Raw genomic sequence first — 20,703 nt, 5'->3', positions numbered from 1 at the left:
CAAGCGGCCCTCTAATCCGCCGACGCCAATTGCCGGGCTGATAAAAGGGCGAATGCCTAGGTGAGTCAGTGCTGCCATGAATCCACCTGCAAGGGGACTGGCTGCAATCTCGCGTTTTGACCGCAAAGCTGACTGACCGCTAACGGCCCCGATGAAGACGTTCGTCATTCTTTAGCCTTCTCAGCAAGGTAGTGTTTCAAGCGTGGGCGATGCATGGGCCTACCTTTTGCTGCTCGCCCCGCCCGACCGCCGATCAGCTGTGCAGCACACAGCCAGTGCTCGATCTTCGTCTGAGCCTTTGCAAGCCATCGGTGGTCATCGACAACACCCTGAACCGGCAGTTCGACGTCGCTGCACCCGATACCGCCTGGGTGACCGACATTACCTACATCAAGACCATGGGGGGCTTTGCATATCTGGCCGTGGTCATCGACCTGTTCTCGCGCCGCGTCATCGGCTGGTCATTGCAAAGCCGGCAGAGCAGCGAAGTCGTTCTGCAAGCGCTTCACATGGCGGTCCGGCGCGGCAAGCCCCAGAACACACGGTGCTGGTCCACTCTGACCAGGCTCCCAATTCACCAGCATGGACTGGGCCAGCTTCCTGCGACACCATAATCTGGTTCACTCCATGAGCCGGCGCAGAAACTGCCACGACAACGCCGTGGTCGAGAGCTTCTTTAATTTGCTCAAGCGCGAGCGCATCAGACGACGCACCTATCGAACCCGGGACGACGCCCGACAGGATGCGTTCGACTACATCGAGATGTGCTGCAATCCGACCCGCAAGCACGTCCGCAACGGCATGCTATCGCCCGTCGAGTTCGAGAAACGGCACCAAATCTAACCCCGAGGGTGTCTACAGAACGCGGGGCTATTCACTCCGCAGTTGTCGAAACCATACATAACCCGCTTCCAACAACTGAACGATCGGGTTCAGCACTCCAATTGGTGAACCGAATTTCGGGTTATCTCATTGGGAAGTCGGTGCTTGGCGCCTCGTTATGTGTTTCCCGAAACAGTCTTTTGAGTCCCCCCGCACCGGTCTCGCGACAAAAACGGCCATTGACGGGTCACGGGTTCAGGCGTATCTGCAGCCTCAGGACATCTCGCCCTAACGCGAGACGCATAGACCTGGGAGGGTCGCTGAAGATGGCTCCAATGCCCCTGACCGCGCCGGCGGTAAAACCGGCCAATCCAAATTTTTCCTCGGGCCCCTGTGCCAAGCGTCCTGGCTGGACGGTTGAAGCGCTGGCCAATGCGCTGGTTGGTCGCTCGCACCGCTCCAAGCCGGGCAAGGCGCGCATCCAGCAGGCCATCGACCTGACGCGGCAACTGCTCGAAGTGCCCGCCGATTACCGCATCGGCATTGTCCCCGCCTCCGATACCGGCGCCGTCGAAATGGCCATGTGGTCCATGCTGGGCGCGCGCGGCGTCGACATGCTGGCCTGGGAGAGCTTTGGCGAGGGCTGGGTCACCGATGTGGCCAAGCAACTCAAGCTCGACGATGTCCGCATCATCAAGGCGCCCTATGGCGAACTGCCCGACCTCAACCAGGTCGATACCGACCGCGACGTGGTCTTCACCTGGAACGGCACCACTTCGGGCGTGCGCGTGCCCGATGCCGACTGGATCAAGGCTGATCGTCAGGGCCTGACCATTTGCGACGCCACCTCGGCCGCCTTTGCGCAAAAGCTCGATTTCGCCAAGCTCGACGTCGTCACCTTCTCCTGGCAGAAGGCGCTGGGTGGCGAAGCCGCCCATGGCGTGCTGATCCTGTCGCCGCGGGCCGTCGAACGGCTCGAAAGCTTCAAGCCCGACCGGCCCCTGCCCAAGATTTTCCGCCTGACCAAGGCCGGCAAGCTGCTCGAGGAAGTCTTCGAAGCCGCCACCATCAATACGCCCTCGATGATCTGCATCGAAGACGCGATCGACGCCATGCAGTGGGGCCTCGATCTGGGCGGACTCAGCGGCATGCAGGCCCGGGCCGATGCCAATTTCAAGGTGCTGGCCGACTGGGTCGCCAAGACCGACTGGGTCGATTTCCTGGCCAAGGACGCGGCCAATCGCTCCAATACCTCGGTGTGTCTGTCGATCGTGGATCCGGCCATCGCGGCGCTGGATGACGCGGCGCAGGCCGCCTTTGCCAAGGCCATGGTGTCCCGGCTCGACAAGGCCGCCGTCGCCTATGATATCGGCGCCTATAAGGACGCCCCTTCAGGCCTGCGCATCTGGGCCGGCTGCACCGTGGAGACGGCGGACCTTGCCGCGCTCGTGCCGTGGCTGGACTTTGCCTTTGCCGAGGAAAAGGCCGCGCTCGACAAGGCCGCTGCCTGAGCCCCTCCCGACGGCGCGCGCGACGCGCCGTCCCTGCACCCCATCATTCATTCATCCACCGCCTGGCGGTGTGACGATATCAAGGAGGGCGTAATGCCCAAGGTTCTCGTTTCCGACAAGCTCAGCATGGCCGCCGTCCAGATCTTCAAGGACAATGGCGTCGAGGTCGACTATCTGCCCGATCTGGGCAAGGACAAGGAAAAGCTGCTCGAAGTCATCGGGCAATATGATGGCCTGGCCATCCGTTCGGCCACCAAGGTGACCGAAAAGATCCTGGCCGCCGCGACCAATCTCAAGGTCATCGGCCGCGCCGGCATCGGCGTCGACAATGTCGACATTCCCGCCGCCACCAAGAAGGGCGTCATCGTGATGAATACGCCCTTCGGCAATTCCATCACCACGGCCGAGCATGCCATTGCCATGATGATGGCGCTGGCGCGCCAGCTGCCCGAGGCCGATGCCTCGACCCGCGCCGGCAAGTGGGAAAAGAACCGCTTCATGGGCGTCGAGGTTACCAGCAAGGTGCTCGGTCTCATCGGGGCGGGCAATATCGGCTCGATCGTTGCCGACCGCGCCCAGGGTCTCAAGATGAAGGTCGTGGCCTTCGACCCCTTCCTGACGCCGGAGCGGGCGCTGGAGATCGGCGTCGAAAAGGTCACGCTGGACGAGCTGCTGGCCCGCGCCGATTTCATCACGCTGCACACCCCGCTGATCGACGCGACGCGCAATATCATCAATGCCGAAGCGCTGGCCAAGACCAAGAAGGGCGTGCGCATCATCAACTGCGCCCGTGGCGGGCTGATCGACGAGGCCGCGCTTTACGATGCGCTCAAGTCCGGCCAGGTGGCCGGCGCGGCGCTCGACGTGTTCCTCGAAGAGCCCGCGACCGCCAATCCGCTGTTCGAGTTGGCCAATGTCATTGCCACGCCCCATCTTGGCGCCTCGACCAGCGAAGCGCAGGAAAATGTGGCGCTGCAGGTGGCCGAGCAGATTTCGGCCTATCTCAATGCCGGCGAGATCACCAATGCGCTCAACTTCCCGTCCATCTCGGCCGAGGAAGCCCCACGCCTGACGCCGTTCATCAAGCTGGCCGAAATGCTGGGCTCGTTTGCCGGGCAGCTGACCGAAACGGCGATCATGGGCATCAAGATCGAATTTGAGGGCGATGTCGCCTCGATGAATACCCGCCCCATGGTGGCCTCGGCCGTCTATGGAGTGATGCGACCGATGATGCCGGACGTGAACATGGTGTCGGCGCCGCAGATCGCCAAGGAACGCGGTATCGGCGTTGAAGTGGTGACGCGCGAGCAGCAGGGCGCCTATGAGAACTATATCCGGCTGACGGTGGTGACCGAACGGCAGGAGCGGGCGGTGGCCGGCACGGTGTTTGCCAGCGGCAAGCCGCGCATCATCCAGGTCAAGAACATCAATATGGAAGCCGAGCTGACGCCCTCTATGCTCTATGTCACCAATGAGGACAAGCCGGGCCATATCGGCCGCCTCGGCACCCTGCTGGGGACGCTCGGCATCAATATCGCCAACTTCAACCTCGGTCGTGCCGAAGCTGGCGCCGACGCCATTGCGCTGGTGTCGATCGACGGGGCCCTCGACGAGGCGCAACTGGGCCAGATCGCGGCGCTCGAAGGCGTCAAGCAGGCCAAATCGCTGCGCTTCTAGGCATTAGCGCCTTGCAAGATTAGGGGGGTCGGCGCGCTGCGCCGGCCCTTTTTTTGCTGGCGACCGGCATGCAACTTATCCATTTTATCCCCGGGCCAGAAACCGCGCATACTTCTCCCATTCCCGCCACACACGCGGCCCCGACGCTGGGCCGGGCGGGGAGGATCGGATGGAGAGGGCGCTCTCCTGCGTGGGCAGAAGCGTGGCAGCCGGACCTGCAACATCGGTACCGCCTGATACCAGACCCCCTAAGCAAGCCGATACCGTGATGGGCGGCCCCTGGCTCCCCGAGTTTGTACACTGGCTTGAGTCAGAGGCCGCCCATTACCCGTGACACCGCAAGCGCAAGCCGGGCGGCGTTTCGGCACGTCGGGTGCGTGGGGTCGGAGCGTGCTAGCGCCGGCGGCGGGCGGCCCATTCGGCCATGGCGATGCCGGCAATGATGATGGCGGCGGCGAGGTAATGATAAAGTTCGAGCCGCTCGCCCAGAATGAGCACCGAGCCCAGCGCGCCAAAGACCGGGATCAGGTTGTGGCTGGGCGCGGCGCGGTTGGGCCCGACCAGTTCGACCCCCCGGGCATAGGCGATCTGGCTGAACATGGAAGGGAAGATCATCACATAGACCAGCACGACCCAGACCGTGGGCGACATGGCGGGGATGCTGGCAAAGGCGGTGATGCCCGGGCCGAACAGCTGCAGCATGACCAAGCCGGTGATCGCGGCGCCGGTAAAGGCGACGGCCATGAAACTCATCATGTGCACCTGGGGCCGGAACCGCAAGGCGAGCGTATAGGCGGTATAGGTCAGGCAGGCGAGCAGGACGAAACCGTCGCCGATATTGATATCGAGCGTGAGGATGCGGCGCAGGTCGCCATGGGTGGCGGTGAGCATGACGCCCGTGATGGCGATCAGCACGCCGACCACCTGCAGAATGGTGGCGCGGACGCGGAAGACGATGAAATTGGCCGCCAGAATCATCATGGGCAGGGCGCCCGTTTCGATCGAGGAATTGACCGCCGTGGTGGTGGTCAGCCCCATATAGAGCAGCACATTGTAGAGCGCATAGCCCAGCGCGCCATAGGCCATCAGCAGCGGCCAGGTGCGGCGGATCACCGGCCAGTCGGCCGCCAGGAAGCGCCAGGAAAACGGCAGGATGAACAGCGTGGCGCCCACGCAGCGGGCCGAAAGCAGCAGAAACGGGTCGATTTCGCCCACCACCAGCTTGGCGGCGACCACATTGCCACCCCAGAACAGCGGCGCCAGAATCAGCAGGAGATAGGGTTGATCGAGCAGTTTGGCGGAAATGCCGCGATTTTGGTGATCCAGCGGCTTTGTCATCGGGACCCGGGTGATGTAAGGACAGTCGGACTTAGCAGTTATTCGGCCCCGTTGAAACGTCAACACCATGGGTCGGGAAGACAGTGGTCCAATTTTGTTGAGGCGCGACAGGCATGTCGGGCCCTTGGTGTCACGCCGATCCTGGAGATGGAATTTCATGGCTAATGTGGTTGTCGTCGGCTCGCAGTGGGGCGACGAGGGCAAGGGCAAGATCGTGGACTGGCTCAGCGAGCGCGCCGATGTGGTGGTGCGCTACCAGGGCGGCCACAATGCCGGCCATACGCTGGTCATCGACGGGGTGAGCTACAAGCTGGCTCTGCTGCCGTCCGGTCTCGTCCAGGGCAAGCTTTCGGTCATCGGCAATGGCGTGGTGGTGGATCCGCACCATTTCGTCGGCGAGCTGGAAAAGCTGCGCGCCCAGGGCGTGGTCATCACCCCCGAAATCCTGCGCATTGCCGACAATGCGCCGCTGATCCTATCGCTGCATCGCGAGCTGGACGCCATCCGCGAGGATTCCAATTCGGGGCTCAAGATCGGCACCACCAAGCGCGGTATCGGCCCGGCCTATGAAGACAAGGTGGGCCGCCGCGCCATTCGCCTCGTCGATCTGAGCGAACCCGATACGCTGATGGTCAAGATCGAACGCCTGCTGACCCATCACAACGCGCTGCGCCGCGGCATGGGGCTGGTCGAGATCGAAGCCCAGAAGATCTTTGACGAGCTGACGGCGGTGGCCGCCGATATCCTGCCCTTCATGGACCAGGTGTGGAAGGTGCTGGACGACAAACGCAAGGCCGGTGCCCGCATCCTGTTCGAGGGCGCCCAGGGGGCGCTGCTCGACAATGATCACGGCACCTATCCCTTCGTGACCTCGTCCAACACCGTTGCCGGGCAGGCTGCGGCCGGTTCGGGCCTTGGCCCCACGGCCATCGGCTATGTGCTGGGCATCACCAAGGCCTATACGACCCGCGTCGGCGAAGGCCCGTTCCCCTGCGAGCTGGACGACGAGATCGGCCGGCACCTGGCAGTGGTCGGGCGCGAAGTGGGCGTCAATACCGGGCGGCCGCGGCGCTGCGGCTGGTTCGACGCCGTGCTGGTGCGCCAGACCGTCAAGACCAGCGGCATTACCGGCATCGCGCTGACCAAGCTCGATATCCTGGATGGTCTGAAAGAGATCAAGGTCTGCGTCGGCTATGAGCTGGACGGATCACGGATTGATTATCTGCCTGCCTCAATGGGGGCACAAGCGCGGGTTAAGCCGATCTACGAGACGCTGGAAGGCTGGTCGGAGACCACGGCTGGCGCCCGTAGCTGGGCGCAGTTGCCGGCCCAGGCGATCAAATATGTGCGGTTCATCGAGGAGCAGATCGGGGCGCCGGTGGCCATGCTGTCGACGAGCCCGGAACGGCTCGATACCATCCTTGTCGTTGACCCGTTCCAAGACTGAGTTTTTTTGTTACAACACGTCGCAGACATCGTGAGTATCAAGTAACCAATGGCGGACTACAAAGAGCTGTTGCGCCGGGCAATCTCGGCGCTGCCGGAGAATAACGGGGCCGCCCGCCGCGCGGTCTATGAGAAGGCGCGTTCGGCCCTTGTCGGGCAGTTGCGGGCTATTTCTCCACCGCTGCCGGCGCGCGACATTACCCAGCACAGGCTGCAGCTCGAAGATTGCATTCGCCAGGTCGAGCAGGAGGCCAGCGAGGCCGTCATCACGCTGGGACGCGAGGGAATGCCCGCGACGCGGGCTTTTGAGCCGCGACCGGCCGAGGTCAAGCCGGCCGAGAGCAAGCCAGCCGAGGTTCTGGAGGTTGTTGCAGAGCCAGTAGCCCAGCCAGCCGCCAACGAGGTGTCCAAGGCGCCGCTGCCGCCGACGGAACACGCCGCGAAATCGACCGCCAACATGTCGATCGAGGAGATCATTGCCGAAGCCGCCGCGACCGGTGGCACCTCGATGATCCAGGTCCCGGTGGTCAACAAGCCGATACCGGGCAGCGAATCAGCTGTCCTGCCGTCGCGGTCAGAGCCGGTCCGCGCCGCGCCGATGGGGCCGGTCCCCACGACGCGCCCGCCGGAATCCCTGATCCTGCCGGTTACGAGCGACAAGCGCCCGACGCCGCCGGTGGCGGCCAATTCGCCCGGCGAGAGCTATCGGCCTGGCGGTCGCCAGGAACCCGTGCTGAGCGGGGCACAGGTCGCCGTGCGCCAGCAGACTGCCCCCGTCAGCGTGACTGCCGTGCAGCCGGCGCTGTCGGCCGTACGCGAAGTCGAGCTTGAAACCGTCGAGCCGGATGCCAGCGAGGCCGAGGGCGCCATTGAACGGGCGATCGAGACGCTCGATCGCGAAGCGCGCGGCGAGAGCAGTGCGGACAGCCCGGAATCCGCCCAGACGGTGGCAGAACGCATGTTTGCGCCGCCGCGTGGCAGCGCCGACGATGGCGATGACAGCGGCTTTGTCTCTTCGCCCACAGCAGGGCGGTCAGGCTCGGGGCTGACGATATTCCTTGTCGTGTTTGCCATCCTGCTGGCCGGCGTCGGTGGTGCCGGCTTCTGGGCCTGGCGCGAAGGCTATATCGATCTCGACCAGATGTTTGGCCAGGCACAGCCCGTGGTGGCCGAAACGGCCGATTCTGCTGTGCCGGGAACACCCACGCTCGATCCCGTGCAACAGCCCGGAACTGCGGCTGATCCGGTTGCCGCGCCTGGCAATACCGCGACAGCGCCGGTGGCCGAGCCGGCCAATACGCTCGAGGGGCTCGAGGCCGATGACCGCCTCGACCCGACGCCGCAGCCGGTGGTGCCGACCGGCAACGAGACCGTGCTGCCGCCGCTTGCCGATGCCGGTGCCGACGCCAAGGGCGAGGAACGCCTGCCGGGGCAGGACGCCAGCACCATTGCCGCCAATGATCCAAGCGCCTCGGTCGACCCGGCCGTCCTAGCGGGCAGCCAGTCGCTGCTGCTCGAGGCCAGCGCCACCGGCACCACCGGTGCGGTGCCATTCTCGGGCACGGTGGAGTGGCGCGAAGGCGTGGACGAACTGGGCCTGCCGACCCTGATCGGCCATGCCAGCATTCCGGCGCGCAATCTGGGGGTCGATGTGACGATCCGCAAGAATTCCGATCCCAGCCTGCCGGCCAGCCACCTGATGGAAGTCGACTTCCAAGTCTCGGACACCTTTATCGGTGGCACCGTGGCCAATCTGCCGGGCGTGCTGCTCAAGGATCAGGAACTGGTGCCGGGCACGCCGCTGGTGGGCGCTTCGGCGCGCGTGGTGGGCAATTCGTTCCTGTTCGCGCTTAGTGCCACGCCAGCCGATGCCACGACCAATACCGACCTGCTGGAAAACCGGAAGTGGATGGATTTGGCCGTGGTCTATGGCACCGGCCGCAATGCCATCATCACCCTCGAAAAGGACGATGACGCGCAGGCCCTGTTCGGCAAGGTCTTTACCGCCTGGGCGGAGTGAGGGCGCGCTAGGCGGGTTCCAGTCGCCGCTCGACCAGGCGGAAGCGCCGGTTGGCGAGGCTGGCAACGTCATCGGCGTGATGGCTGACCAGGATGGTGTGCCAGCCATGGCGCAGGGTTAGGGTGCGGACGAGGTCGCGCACGGTGCCACGGGTCTCGTCATCGAGCGCCGAGAACGGTTCGTCGAGCAAGAGCACTGGCCGATTGCGCAGCAGCGTCCGGGCCAGAGCCACGCGCTGCTTCTGCCCACCCGACAGCGTGGCGGTAATCTGGCCTTCGGTGCCCTCCAGCCCCACTTCGGCCAGCGCTTGGGCAATCCTGTCGTGTGCTTCTGCCCTTGGCGTGCTTGCGGGCAAGCCCAGCCGGACATTGCTGTCGGTGCGCAAGTGCTCGAACAGGCTTTCCGACTGCAGCAGCAGGGAAACCGGCCGCGCCTCAGGTGGCAGGGGCAGCAGGTCGATGCCGTCCAGCGTCAGGCTGCCAGACAGTGGTTGCAGAAATCCGGCTATCAAATCGAGCAGGGTGGATTTGCCCGAGCCGCTGATGCCCGAGACGGCGGTGATCTCGCCCGGATTGGCAGCAAAGCTGAACACATAGTGTGCTGCCTGGCCGGGATGGGCGAAGGTGAGCGCGTCAGCGAGCAGCATTGGCAATCCTTGAAAACAGTCTTGGCAGGCCGACAAAGGCGATGATGGTGCCGATCAGCAGGATGGCGGCAATGGCGGCAGCGTCATTGCTGCGATAGCTGCCCAGGGCGCGGAACATCATCAGGGGCAGGGTCTGGAAATCCTGGGTGCCGAACAGGGCAATGACGCCGAGGTCGCCCAGCGAGAAGCAGAAGGCCAGTGCCAACATGACGCCGATGTCTCGGCCGAGCAGCGGATATTCGACGCTGATGAACTGCCGCCAGCCGGAAAGACCGAGCGAGCGGATCAGCTTGCCGCGGGTACGAGCAATGGCCTCGAGCGGCGGGCCGAGCGTAGCCATGGCAAAGGGCAAAGCGAGCAGGCTGTTGGCGAGGATGACCACAAAGGGTGCCGCTGCCGTTGGCGAGACGCCCAGGCTACGCACCAGCAGAAAGAAGCCGAGCGACAGTACGACTGCCGGCACGGCCAGATAGGCAAAGACCGGCATGCCCAGCAGGGTGCGCCAGAGGCCGTGGGCGGTGGCGGCCCGGCCCAGGGCCAGCCCGAGGGCGAGGGCGAGCGTCAGAGCGGCCGAGGTCGTGCCGATGACGAGGCTGCTGAGCGCAGCCAGCCAGAAGGCAGGTCGCGCCATGAGGTTCCCCATGCCGGCGCCCAGTCCATCGAACAGAACGGAGGCCAGCGGCAGCACGAAGCCGATGCTGCAGGTCAGCAGGATCAGCGTCTGGAGGAGCCGGGCGACGGGGCGGTCGCGCCAGGTTGGCGCCACGGAGGCGCCGAAGCTGGTCGGGATCGGTGCCAGTGCAGAGGCGATCAGGATGACGCCCGAGCAGACGGCAATCTGGGTCAGGGCCAGGTGAACCGCGCCGGTCAGGTCGAAATCCTGGCGCACGGCGGCATAAATGGCGACCTCGATCGTCTGGTTCCCCGGACCGCCGCCCAGCAGTAGCACGATGGGAAAGCTGGTAAAGGCGAGCAGGAAGATGATGGCGGCAAGGCCGGGCATGGTGCCGCGCATGGCGGGCCAGTCGAGTATGGCAAAGCGCTGCCTTGCCGAAAGGCCCAGCGACTGGCCGGTCTTGAGGCGGCTGGCGGGAATGGCGTCTAGCCGGGCCAACAGGATGCGGGCGGCAAAGGCGCCGTCGAGAATCACATGGGCCAGCAGGATGCCGGAGAGGCCGAAGGCCGGATTTCCCAGCGGAAAGCCAAGCAGAGCCTGGCTGGCCTGGTTGATCCAGCCATTGCGGCCCCAGATGGCGAGCAGGCCAAAGGCCACCACCATGCCGGGGGTGACGATGGCCGAGGCGAACAGGCCGACCAGCAGATCGCGCCCCGGAAATCGCAGGCGATTGAGAGCCCAAGCCAGTGCCATGCCGACTGTCAGGGAGAGCATGGTGGTGAGGCCGGCCTGCAGTGTGGTCATGCGCAGCAGGTGGAGGATATCGATGCGCGAGGCGCTGCCCTCGCTGCCGGTGGCGGCAGCGAGGATTGCCCAGAGAACCAGGGTGATGAGCCCGACAATGGCCAGCGCCAGGCCCGTCGCGACGGCGATACGAGCGGGGCGAGCGGGCAGGGTCAGCATGGCGGGGCGGACCTACTGGACGGCGGTCAGCATTTCGTCGATCCAGGCCTTGGCATTGGCGTCGATTTCCGCATCGGTCAGGGTCAGCGTCGTGGCCGGCTGCGGGAGGGCCTTGAACACGGGATCGAGGCCGTCACCGAGATCGGTCACCGGCATCATCCAGTTGGTGGACGGAATGATCTTCTGCCCCTCGGCCGAGCTCAGATAGGCCAGGAACTGGCGGGCCAGTTCCTGATGCTTTGACGATTTGAGGATACCTGCCACTTCGGTCTGGGCCAGATGGCCTTCGTCGAACAGGGCGGCATGGATGGTGTCATCGTCTTCAGAAAGGATGTGGTAGGCTGGCGAGGTGGTGTAGCTCAGCGCCATATCGGCTTCGCCCGTCAAAAACAGGTTGTAACTCTCGCTCCACTCGCGGGTGATGGTCAGGATATGCGGCTTGAGGCCGGCCCAAATTTCGGGAGCGCGGTCGCCATAGGCGGCACGGATCCACAGCACCAGGCCCAGGCCGGGGGTGGCCGAACGCGGATCCTGGATGGCGATCTTGAAATCAGCCGGCAGGGCGATCAGTTCCTCGAAGGATTTTGGCGGCGTGGCGACGCTGTCGCTGTCATAGACAAAGGCAAAGTGGGCATAGTCGAAGGGCACGAACTGCGCGTCGGTCCAGGGTTCTGGCAGGGTGAGGCCGGAAAGGTCGAGGCCGTGATCGGCAAACAGGCCGGTAGCGCGGGCTTCGCCGGCAATGGCGGTGTCGAGGCCCACGATGAGGTCGGCCTCGGTGCTGTCGCCTTCGAGCTGGACGCGGCGCAGCGTGCCGATCGAGCTGTCGGCAGCGATCCATTCGACCGAGCAGCCAGCGCAAATGGCCTCGAAGCCCGCCTTCAGGGCCGGGCCGGGGCCCCATTCGGCAGCGAAGCCATCATAGGTGTAGATCTTGAGGACGGGCGCTTCCTGCGCCAAAACGGGGGTTGCAAACAGTCCGAATAGGACCGCAGCAACGAGACAGGTGGACTTGACCATGGGTCATTCCCTTCGTTGGTTGCGGTCATGAAGAAGGGGATGGTGTCAATGGCGGGACGTCGAGAGACGGCCTTGCCATCTCGAACTTCCTCCGCCAGCATGACCTGGTTCAGGTTCAATGGGTAACTCTCAGCTCCGGAAAACTCCGGAACACCCCAGCGAGACACCCCACACTTAATGAGAGCTTTGTGACAGTGCAAGAGACTTCCGCGCGCCCCACGGACCGCGAGATCATCCGCTTTGAGCGGCCCATGGCCATCGTTGGCGGCGGTTTCGTTGACCCGGAACTGCTGCGCGAACTGGCGGGACGGGGCGTGGCGCTGGTCGGGGCGGATGGCGGTGGAGACGCCATTGGCGTAGCCGGCCTCGTGCCCGAACTGATCGTGGGCGACCTCGATTCGCTCAGCGATCGGGCTGCGTGGGAAGCTCGGACACGAGTCATCCACATCCCCGAGCAGACCACTACCGATTTCCAGAAGGCGCTGCATTCGACCGAGGCGCCGGTGACCCTGGCGCTCGGGATGACGGGCAAAAGGCTCGACCACACGCTGGCCGCCTTGAGCGCGGTGCTGCAATATGCGCCGCAGCGCCGGCTGGTGCTGGTCGATGAAGTCGATGTCGCGCTGGCTGTGATCGGACCAATCGGATTTGCCGCGGGCGCGGGGGAACGGGTGTCGATCCATCCGCTGGTGCCGGTCAGTTTTCGCACCTCACGCGGCTTGCGCTATCCGCTTGATGGATTGCAGCTGGAGCCCGGCGGGCTATTGGGCACCTCCAATGAAGGTACGGGCGGGTGGGTCGAGATCGTGCCGATGGATGGCACGCCCTGGCTTTTGATCCTGGGCAAGGAAAGGCTGTGGGATCTGGTGGCAGCCTGAGGCCAAGGCCGCACAACGCAAAAAGGCCCGCGCAAGCGGGCCTTTGATGCTGGTTCGATCAGGCCTTACTGCGTGCGGAACCGCAAACGGCCGATCTCGTCATATTCCGACTGCTCGATCTTGAGCTGCTCGGCGGCCTCGCGCTGGTGCTCACGCTGATCCAGCAGTTCGACCTTCTTGAGGTCTTCGAGGGCTTCGGCCAGCGCATCCTGCGCCGCTTCGAGCTTGCCGCGCATATCGCTGGCGGAAGCGAGCAGATTGTCGCGCCGGGCCAAGGCCGCCTTGGCAAAGGTGGAATAGGCAAAATGGGCGATGTCGGAGATGCCGGTCTTGGTGTGCTCGATATCGATCTGCTGGTCGAGTTCGGACGCCATGCGCTCGAAGTCATTGACCATCATTTCAATCTGCGCCACCTGGCGTCGCTTCTCGTCCACCTGAAACTTCTTGAGCCGTATGAGGCTCTCACTGCGCGATTTCAAGACTTGTACTCCTTACACACCAAGTCAGTTCCGGGGCCAATACAGCGCCCCATCAGTCTGCCGCGCCCGCTTCGGCGATAATGGCCTCAAGCATCGAATAGCCTTCGGCAACTGTCGTCGTCTCTTCCCGGTCCTGGCTCAGAAAAGCTTCCAGGGCCGGATAGATAGCGATTGCGCGGTCCACTTTCGGATCTGACCCTTTCCGGTAAGCCCCCAGCCGGATCAGTTCCTCCATGTCGGCATAGATCGACATGAGTTCGCGTGCCTTGGCCAGGACCGGTCTGAACTCGACCGGGACACACCCTGGCATGGTGCGCGAGATGGACCGGAGCACGTTGACCGCCGGGTAACGTCCCCGTTCGGCGATCCCGCGCTCCATTACGATGTGCCCATCGAGAATGCCGCGAACGGCATCGGCGATCGGCTCATTGTGATCATCACCTTCAACTAAAACGGTAAATAGACCGGTAACAGAACCGGTGGTTGGCGTGCCCGGACCGGCCCTTTCCAACAATCGTGGCAATTCGGTGAACACGGTGGGCGGATAGCCCTTGGCCGTGGGCGGTTCGCCAATGGCCAGGCCGATCTCGCGCTGCGCCATGGCAAAACGGGTGAGGCTATCCATCATGCAGAGGACGCGCTTGCCCTGGTCGCGGAAATATTCCGACAGGGTCAGGCTCATATAGGCCGCCTGCCGCCGCATCAGGGCGGCTTCATCGGAGGTGGCGACCACCACCACGGCATGGGCGAGGCCCTCCTCGCCCAGATACTCCTGGATGAATTCGTGCACTTCGCGGCCGCGCTCACCGATCAGGCCAATGATGGCCACGTCCACATTGGTATTGCGCGCCAGCATGGACATCAGCACGGACTTGCCGACGCCGGACCCGGCAAAGATGCCCAGGCGCTGGCCCTCGCACACCGTGGTGAAGGTATTGAGACAACGCACGCCCAGATCGAGCGGGTCGCCGACGCGGACCCGGTCATGGGCGAGCAGCGGATTCTGCCGCAGCGGATAGGCAATGGCGCCGCGACGCAGGGGGCCCTTGCCGTCGATGGGCTCGCCATTGGCGTTGATGACTCGCCCCAGCCAGGCTTCGGAGGGAAAGGCGGCGCCGTCATTGCGCTGGAAGATGGCCTTGCAGCCGAGCCGGACGCCGGAGAGCTGGCCAAAGGGCAGACAGAGGGCGTGACCCGCCTTGAAGCCGATGATTTCGGCTGCCAGATGGGCGCCGTCAGTGGTCTCGATCTGGACGCGCCCGCCGACCCGCAATTCACGGACGGGACCGACGATTTCGATCAGCAGGCCCTGGACCGATTTCACGCGACCATAGACCTCGATGTCATCGATGGCCTCAATGGCGGAGATCAATGCTTTCATGGCGGGCTCAACTTGCGTGTCGCATTGCAGGCATTAAGGTTTCCGGACGGCCTCGAATCGAGAGCCTTCCCGAATCGACAGTAACCCAACGTTAAGCAAAAGGCGCTATTTCAGGCGATGGGGCGGTCCGTCTGCGCATTGGCGTGTGACCCCCTCCAAACCCCCCACACAGTCGGCATTGCTTGAATCTAAAGAGTCGGTTGAGCGACGCTCTTAAACCAATTTCTTAAGAAAAATTGATAAGAATAGTCTTTTAATTTCAATAAGTTAGACTAAATTGCGGGGAATGGCATTTGCGTATTGCGGAACCGAATTAAACTTTGTTAACTATTTGGACTTAGGGTTCAGTCATATCCAGTAGGGTTGGCGTGGGCAGGCCAGGTCCCACGGTTCCAGCAGGAACGAATGACAAGGGGAATATAATGCGGGTACTCCTTATAGAGGACGACAGCGCGACAGCGCAGAGCATCGAACTGATGCTCAAGTCGGAGAGCTTCAACGTCTACACCACCGATCTGGGTGAAGAAGGCGTCGATCTCGGCAAACTATATGATTATGATATCATTCTGCTCGATCTGAATCTGCCCGACATGAGCGGCTACGAGGTGCTGCGCACCCTGCGTGTCGCCAAGGTGCAGACGCCGATCCTGATCCTCAGCGGTCTGGCCGGCATCGAGGACAAGGTTCGTGGTCTCGGCTTTGGTGCCGACGACTACATGACCAAGCCCTTCCACAAGGACGAGCTCGTGGCCCGCATCCACGCGATCGTTCGCCGTTCCAAGGGTCATGCCCAGTCGGTCATCACCACTGGCGAACTGACGGTCAACCTCGACACCAAGACCGTCGAAGTGCAGACCCAGCGCGTGCACCTGACTGGCAAGGAATACCAGATGCTCGAGCTGCTTTCCCTCCGCAAGGGAACCACGCTCACCAAGGAAATGTTCCTCAACCACCTCTATGGCGGCATGGACGAACCTGAGCTCAAGATCATCGACGTCTTCATCTGCAAGCTGCGCAAGAAGCTTTCCGTTGCGACCGGCGGCAAGAACTATATCGAGACCGTCTGGGGTCGCGGCTATGTGCTGCGCGAGCCCGATGATGCGGAAAACTATTCCGAGAACGTCGCCTAGTTCTGCACGTCCATCCGAACAAATTTGACCCCACGTGCCCCGTCACGTGGGGTTTTTCGTTGTCGACCTGATTTCGGTCGACGCTGTCGAAGTCTGGACCGCTGTCTCGTCGTCTGCTCAGAAGCGCGCTCCAGGTCGCGCTGATGGCCCGTCCTTGAGGAGACGCATCATGATCCGCAGTGCCATGTTAGCCGGCGCCATTCTGGTGACCAGCGCTGCCTTTGCCCAATCCGGCCAGACGGTACCCGTCAATGGCATGGCGATGTATTACGAGGTTAGCGGCGAGGGCGATCCGCTCATCATGCTGCACGGCGCCTATATGAACATCCCGAGCCATGGGGGCGATCATTCCCAGGCTGGCGGAGACGCACAAGGTCTATGCCATCGAGTTCCAGGGCCATGGCCGTACGACCGATATCGATCGGCCCATCACCTATCCCCATCTGGCGGACGACGTCGCCGTCTTCATGGATGCAGTCGGGCTCGATAAGGCTGATGTGTTCGGCTATTCGATGGGTGCGGCCACGGGCCTGCAACTGGCCATTCGCCATCCCGAAAAGGTCGACAAGCTGGTGGCTGCGTCGGTGTCCTACGACGAGTCCGGCTTTCAGCCGGCCTTTGCCGCCATGATCCCATCCATGACCCCCGAAATGTTTGTCGGTACGCCGATGGAAGACGACTATGGCAAGCTTGCGGTCAACAAGGACGGCTTCCGGGCCTTGGTGGAAAAGCTGATCGCGCTGGAGCACGAGCCCTTGGCATGGGGCGCAGAGGTGGCTGCGCTTGAAACGCCGGTCCTCATCATCACGGGCGATGCCGACGTGGGCACCCTGGAGCACGCCGTGGCCATGTTCCGGCTACTGGGCGGCGGCGAGATGGGTGACATGGGCGCGCCGCTGCCGGCGTCGCGCCTGGCCGTACTGCCGGCCACCTCGCACACAGCGGTGATTGGCCAGACTGAGTTGCTGCATGCCGTCATCGAGCCCTTCCTGCGAGGAGAAACCCCCAAGGGAATGTTCGATCAATAGTCGGCAGCGCCTCGCCGGAGTGCCTTGCCTCTGCCTGCGCGGCCTGCTCAATTGCGGTCCATGACGACCGAGTCCGAGATCCATCGCGCTATCACGGTTACGTGGAAGATCGAGCGGCCCCGCCTTATCGCCGGGCTGACGCGAATGGTGCGCGACATTTCGTTGGCCGAGGAATTCGCCCAGGATGCCCTGGTCTCGGCGCTCAAGGCGTGGCCGGAGGCGGGTGTGCCGCACAATCCCGGCGCCTGGCTGATGCAGACCGCCAAGCGGCGGGCAATCGATCATTTCCGCCACAAGGCGATGGCGGCGACCAAGCTGGCCGAGGTCGGCCGGGGTATCGAGAACGAACAGCCCGACGTCATCGAGAGCCTGCATGAGGCCATTGACGATGAGGTGGGCGACGATCTGCTGCGGCTGATGTTTACCTCCTGCCATCCAATCCTGTCGCCTGAAGCGCGCATTGCGCTGACCCTGCGACTGCTGGGTGGACTGACCACCGAGGAGATCGCGCGGGCTTTCCTGGTGGCCGAGCCGACAATCGGGCAACGCATTGTGCGGGCGAAAAAGACCATTGCCCAGGCCGGCATTCCTTTCGAGGTGCCGCGGGGGCCCGAACGGGCGGCGCGGCTGGGCTCGGTGCTCAGCGTCATCTACCTGATCTTCAACGAGGGCTATTCGGCCACGGCGGGGCAGGACTGGATCCGACCACAGCTCTGCGAGGAAGCCATGCGCCTGGGACGCGTGCTGGCCCGGCTGGCGCCGGAGGAATCCGAAGTGCATGCGCTGGCGGCGCTCATGGAAATCCAGGCGTCGCGGCTGGGGGCTCGCACAGATCGCTCTGGCGCGCCGGTCTTGCTGCCGGACCAGGACCGCGGGCGCTGGGACTGGCTGCTGATCGAACGGGGTCTGCTGGCGCTGGAGCAGGCCCTGGCGCTGGGTGGGGAGGATGGACCCTATGCGCTGCAGGCAGCGATCGCGGCCTGTCATGCGCGGGCCCGCAAGGCGGCCGATACGGACTGGTCAAGAATTGCCGCGCTCTACGGGATGCTGATGGCGCGGACGCCCTCGGCGGTGATCGAGCTCAACCGGGCGGTGGCGGTGTCCATGGCCGAGGGGCCGGCGGCGGGGCTGGTCGTGGTCGACGCGATCCGAAATGATCCTGCCCTGGCAGACTACCACCTGCTGTTCGGCGTGCGCGGGGATATGTTGAGCCGGCTGGGGCGGCAGGCGGAGGCGGCTGCCGAGTTCACGCGGGCTGCGGCACTGACGCGCAATGCGCGCGAGCGGGACTATCTGATGGGACGCGCGGCCGCGGCCGAACAGGGCTAGGCGGCTTGGTCGAGGTCGAACTTGGATTCGAGAATGGTGCGGTCGAAGGGCTTCATCATATAGTCGCTGGCACCGGCCTTGAGGGCCAGCGCAATGGCGCCGATGTCGTTCTCGACGGTGCAGTAGACCACGTAGGGTTTCTCGCCGCCGACATAACCCCTTAAAAGCTTGAGGAATTCCAGCCCGGACAGGATGGGCATGTTCCAGTCGAGCAAGATGGCGTCAGGCATTTCGGCGCGGCATTTGTCGAAGGCTTCCTGGCCGTCTTCGGCTTCATCGACAATGTAGTCCATATTCTCGAGGATGCGGCGTGCGACTTTGCGCACGACGGTCGAGTCATCGACGATCAGGCAGGACTTCATGTCGAAAGGGCTCCGCAGCGACTGACGCGCCATTCATTGTGACGCAGCAGTTCCTAGCATTTGGTTAGCAAAGTGCTGACCGTTACGCCGCCGTTTCGGCCGGGCGAGGGATTGCCGTAAACAGGAAGACGTCATTCTCGATGCCGATGCTGATATCCATGTCGGTCATGCGGGCGAGAATGCCGGTATAGAAGGGCTGGATACCGCGGGCATCGACGAAGCCCTCATCAGGGGTGCCGGCGAGCAGGCCCGCCGCGCCGGATGGGATCAGGGTCTTCTGGCGCTTCTCGGGATCGCTCCTGGAGGTGAACTCGAACCGCTCATTGCCGGCATCGCCATTGATGGCCGCAGTGACCTGGCCGCCGCGCGGGACGGACATGGCGGCAATCAGCAGCATGTTCATGAACAGCTTGGCCTTGTGCTTGGGCAGCAGGATCAGCGGCACATTCCATTCCAGATCGGCCTTTTCGATCTCGAACAGGATGCGGGCGACCCGCTCGCATTCGCGCGTGTCGATGTCGGTGCCCGAGGTGGAGGAAGCGCCATAGGCCAGGCGGGCGAATTCGAGCTTGGCGCGGCTCTGGCGCGCGGCATTGGCGATCAGGTCGCGGGCACCGTCGGCCATGTCGGACTGGGCCGGGTCGCCCAGCACTTCAAGGCCATTGCCGATGGCGCCGATCGGGTTGATCAGGTCATGACAGACGCGGCTGCAGAGCATCGCCGCGAGGTCGGTTGCCTTAAGGTCGATGATGTCGGCCATGCTGCTGTCTCCGTAGCGCGGGAATGTCGGCAAAGAATCACTTTTGCCGACATTAGATGCTGAGGGTTAAAAGTGGACCCCCAATTGATACCGGGGACAGTGCGTCCACCAGGAAGTTCAGTTGATGGAGAGGTTCTTGGACAGTTCGGGCCATTTTTCCTCGGCCGTGCGGGCCGCGGCGTCAGGCGACAGCAGGAAGGCTTCGCGGTTGGCGGCCGAATAGAAAAGATAGAGCCGCTGCTTGAAGACAACGAAAATCGACGCGTCGCTGTCGGAGACGAAGCCGCGCGACACGCCGGTGACATCATGTCCGCCATATTGGGGGGCATAGATGTCGGGCGCGGTAGCGAAGATATCGCGGTTGGCCGCCGTGGCGAACCGCCAGACGACATTCTGCCAGTTGAATTCGTATTCGGCGCGCCCCAGCAGGGGGGCCGGTTCGGTAAAGTAGCTTACCGGGTCCATGCCCGAAATGGCCAGGCCGGTGAGCGGATCGGTGACGATCAGGGTGACCACGGACTGCGCGCGCGCCGGCTGCAGGGTGTTCGCGACCATGCCCAATAGCGGCAAAACAAAGGCGAGAATGGTTAAGATTTGTTTAGAGGTTTGCTTCATCTTCAAATCAATGATCGGCATGCGGGCGGATTTCAGACTGCCTCACAAAAGTTAAGGTCCAAGTGCCTATACGCCTGCAATTGCCGTATTTGCCCTCGCCAGGAGTTCTCCGATGATCAGACGCCTCGTCATTCTGTTTGCCATGCTGTGCGCGGTGGCTGCACCGGTTCCGGCCGCCTTCGCGCAGGGATCGCTCAGCGACACCTATTCGGGCGAAGACCTGGTCAATAACGGCAAGCAGTTCTTTGGCTCTGCCTCGCAAGGCCTGGCCTCGGTTGTGGAACGGGCGGTCAGCCAGTTCGGCCTGCCCAATGGCTATATTCTGGGTGAAGACGCCGGCGGGGCGCTGTTTGCCGGCGCCCGTTACGGCGAGGGGATTCTGCATACCCGCAATGCCGGCGAGTTCAATATCTTCTGGCAGGGGCCCTCGATCGGCTTCGACGTGGGCGGCGACGGCTCCAAGGTCATGATGCTGGTCTACAATCTCAGCCAGGTGCCTGACGCGCTGGGGCGGTTTGCCGGCGTCGATGGCTCGGCCTATGTGCTGGGCGGCTTCGGCATGACCGTGCTGAAGCGCGGCAATGTGGTGATGGTGCCGATCCGTTCCGGGGTCGGGGCGCGGCTGGGGGTGAATGTGGGCTATCTCAAGTTCACCAATGAGCCGACCTGGAACCCCTTCTGA

Annotated in this window: 17 protein-coding genes, 2 pseudogenes and 1 riboswitch; of the genes and pseudogenes, 10 read left to right on the top strand and 9 right to left on the bottom strand. The window is 63.4% G+C overall.

Translation table 11 applies throughout. From position 1 onward, the window contains the following. Positions 1-302: 302 nt before the first annotated feature. The 3 genes and pseudogenes from AC4NN3_RS12295 to serA form a co-directional block, all read left to right on the top strand. Positions 303-843: pseudogene (locus tag AC4NN3_RS12295) on the top strand (IS3 family transposase); the annotation flags it as partial. Between the two features lie 314 nt (positions 844-1,157). Continuing rightward, positions 1,158-2,333, top strand: a complete 1,176-nt coding sequence (locus AC4NN3_RS12290; RefSeq protein ID WP_491927384.1) for a phosphoserine transaminase — start codon at positions 1,158-1,160, stop codon at positions 2,331-2,333. 93 nt (positions 2,334-2,426) lie between these two features. Further along, entirely contained in the window at positions 2,427-4,010 is a 1,584-nt protein-coding gene (gene serA / locus AC4NN3_RS12285) for a phosphoglycerate dehydrogenase (protein ID WP_491927383.1), read from the top strand. A 393-nt stretch (positions 4,011-4,403) separates the two neighbouring features. Here serA and AC4NN3_RS12280 read toward each other — a convergent pair whose 3' ends face one another. Then, entirely contained in the window at positions 4,404-5,348 is a 945-nt protein-coding gene (locus tag AC4NN3_RS12280; RefSeq protein ID WP_491927382.1) for a DMT family transporter, read from the bottom strand. 157 nt (positions 5,349-5,505) lie between these two features. Here AC4NN3_RS12280 and AC4NN3_RS12275 point away from each other — a divergent pair, with 157 nt between their 5' ends. Then, the gene (locus tag AC4NN3_RS12275) at positions 5,506-6,795 is read left to right on the top strand and encodes an adenylosuccinate synthase (protein WP_491927381.1); all 1,290 of its coding nucleotides are present in this window, start codon (positions 5,506-5,508) and stop codon (positions 6,793-6,795) included. A 48-nt stretch (positions 6,796-6,843) separates the two neighbouring features. Continuing rightward, positions 6,844-8,814 (top strand): hypothetical protein, encoded by a 1,971-nt coding sequence (locus AC4NN3_RS12270; RefSeq protein ID WP_491927380.1) that lies wholly within the window; start codon positions 6,844-6,846, stop codon positions 8,812-8,814. Positions 8,815-8,821: 7 nt separating this feature from the next. On the opposite strand, the gene AC4NN3_RS12265 is transcribed toward AC4NN3_RS12270, so the two are convergent. Genes AC4NN3_RS12265 through thiB form a run of 3 tightly spaced genes read right to left on the bottom strand, consistent with a single transcriptional unit; the run spans position 8,822 to position 12,059 of the window. After that, the gene (locus tag AC4NN3_RS12265; protein WP_491927379.1) at positions 8,822-9,460 is read right to left on the bottom strand and encodes an ATP-binding cassette domain-containing protein; all 639 of its coding nucleotides are present in this window, start codon (positions 9,458-9,460) and stop codon (positions 8,822-8,824) included. After that, positions 9,447-11,039 carry an ABC transporter permease family protein gene (locus AC4NN3_RS12260; RefSeq protein WP_491927378.1) on the bottom strand — a complete coding sequence of 531 codons (1,593 nt, stop codon included), beginning with the start codon at positions 11,037-11,039 and terminating at the stop codon, positions 9,447-9,449. Before AC4NN3_RS12260 ends, AC4NN3_RS12265 begins: the two co-directional genes overlap by 14 nt. A gap of 12 nt (positions 11,040-11,051) precedes the next feature. Then, positions 11,052-12,059 carry a thiamine ABC transporter substrate binding subunit gene (gene thiB, locus AC4NN3_RS12255; protein ID WP_491927377.1) on the bottom strand — a complete coding sequence of 336 codons (1,008 nt, stop codon included), beginning with the start codon at positions 12,057-12,059 and terminating at the stop codon, positions 11,052-11,054. Positions 12,060-12,126: 67 nt separating this feature from the next. Continuing rightward, positions 12,127-12,227: riboswitch (TPP riboswitch) on the bottom strand. Between the two features lie 26 nt (positions 12,228-12,253). Between thiB and AC4NN3_RS12250 the strand changes: the two genes are divergently transcribed. Continuing rightward, a complete protein-coding gene (locus tag AC4NN3_RS12250; RefSeq protein WP_491927376.1) occupies positions 12,254-12,937 on the top strand; it encodes a thiamine diphosphokinase in 684 nt (227 codons plus the stop codon). A 65-nt stretch (positions 12,938-13,002) separates the two neighbouring features. On the opposite strand, the gene fliJ is transcribed toward AC4NN3_RS12250, so the two are convergent. Both fliJ and fliI read right to left on the bottom strand, forming a co-directional pair. Further along, positions 13,003-13,416: a flagellar export protein FliJ gene (fliJ, locus tag AC4NN3_RS12245; protein ID WP_491927375.1), complete on the bottom strand. Its 414-nt coding sequence runs from the start codon at positions 13,414-13,416 to the stop codon at positions 13,003-13,005. A 52-nt stretch (positions 13,417-13,468) separates the two neighbouring features. After that, entirely contained in the window at positions 13,469-14,797 is a 1,329-nt protein-coding gene (gene fliI, locus AC4NN3_RS12240; protein WP_491927374.1) for a flagellar protein export ATPase FliI, read from the bottom strand. 422 nt (positions 14,798-15,219) lie between these two features. Between fliI and ctrA the strand changes: the two genes are divergently transcribed. The 3 genes and pseudogenes from ctrA to AC4NN3_RS12225 all read left to right on the top strand — a co-directional run bounded on the left by ctrA (position 15,220) and on the right by AC4NN3_RS12225 (position 18,284). Further along, positions 15,220-15,927 (top strand): response regulator transcription factor CtrA, encoded by a 708-nt coding sequence (gene ctrA, locus AC4NN3_RS12235; RefSeq protein WP_212656912.1) that lies wholly within the window; start codon positions 15,220-15,222, stop codon positions 15,925-15,927. Positions 15,928-16,096: 169 nt separating this feature from the next. Then, positions 16,097-16,955, top strand: a pseudogene (locus AC4NN3_RS12230) (alpha/beta fold hydrolase). Positions 16,956-17,015: 60 nt separating this feature from the next. Next, positions 17,016-18,284 carry an RNA polymerase sigma factor gene (locus tag AC4NN3_RS12225; RefSeq protein ID WP_491927373.1) on the top strand — a complete coding sequence of 423 codons (1,269 nt, stop codon included), beginning with the start codon at positions 17,016-17,018 and terminating at the stop codon, positions 18,282-18,284. Here the strand turns inward: AC4NN3_RS12225 and AC4NN3_RS12220 are convergent. The 3 genes from AC4NN3_RS12220 to AC4NN3_RS12210 all read right to left on the bottom strand — a co-directional run bounded on the left by AC4NN3_RS12220 (position 18,281) and on the right by AC4NN3_RS12210 (position 19,961). After that, the gene (locus tag AC4NN3_RS12220; protein WP_193334721.1) at positions 18,281-18,646 is read right to left on the bottom strand and encodes a response regulator; all 366 of its coding nucleotides are present in this window, start codon (positions 18,644-18,646) and stop codon (positions 18,281-18,283) included. The genes AC4NN3_RS12225 and AC4NN3_RS12220 overlap by 4 nt on opposite strands. Before the next feature lie 82 nt (positions 18,647-18,728). Beyond that, positions 18,729-19,406, bottom strand: a complete 678-nt coding sequence (gene chpT / locus AC4NN3_RS12215; protein WP_491927372.1) for a histidine phosphotransferase ChpT — start codon at positions 19,404-19,406, stop codon at positions 18,729-18,731. Between the two features lie 117 nt (positions 19,407-19,523). Then, on the bottom strand, positions 19,524-19,961 hold the full coding sequence (locus tag AC4NN3_RS12210) for a YHS domain-containing (seleno)protein (protein ID WP_491927371.1): 438 nt from the start codon (positions 19,959-19,961) through the stop codon (positions 19,524-19,526). Between the two features lie 172 nt (positions 19,962-20,133). Between AC4NN3_RS12210 and AC4NN3_RS12205 the strand changes: the two genes are divergently transcribed. Next, positions 20,134-20,703 carry a DUF1134 domain-containing protein gene (locus tag AC4NN3_RS12205; protein WP_491927370.1) on the top strand — a complete coding sequence of 190 codons (570 nt, stop codon included), beginning with the start codon at positions 20,134-20,136 and terminating at the stop codon, positions 20,701-20,703.

This window comes from Devosia sp. MDV22-iso42 (assembly GCF_058629155.1).
Note: the sequence above shows the minus strand (reverse complement) of the source record. Positions and strands in the feature narration are given on the sequence as shown.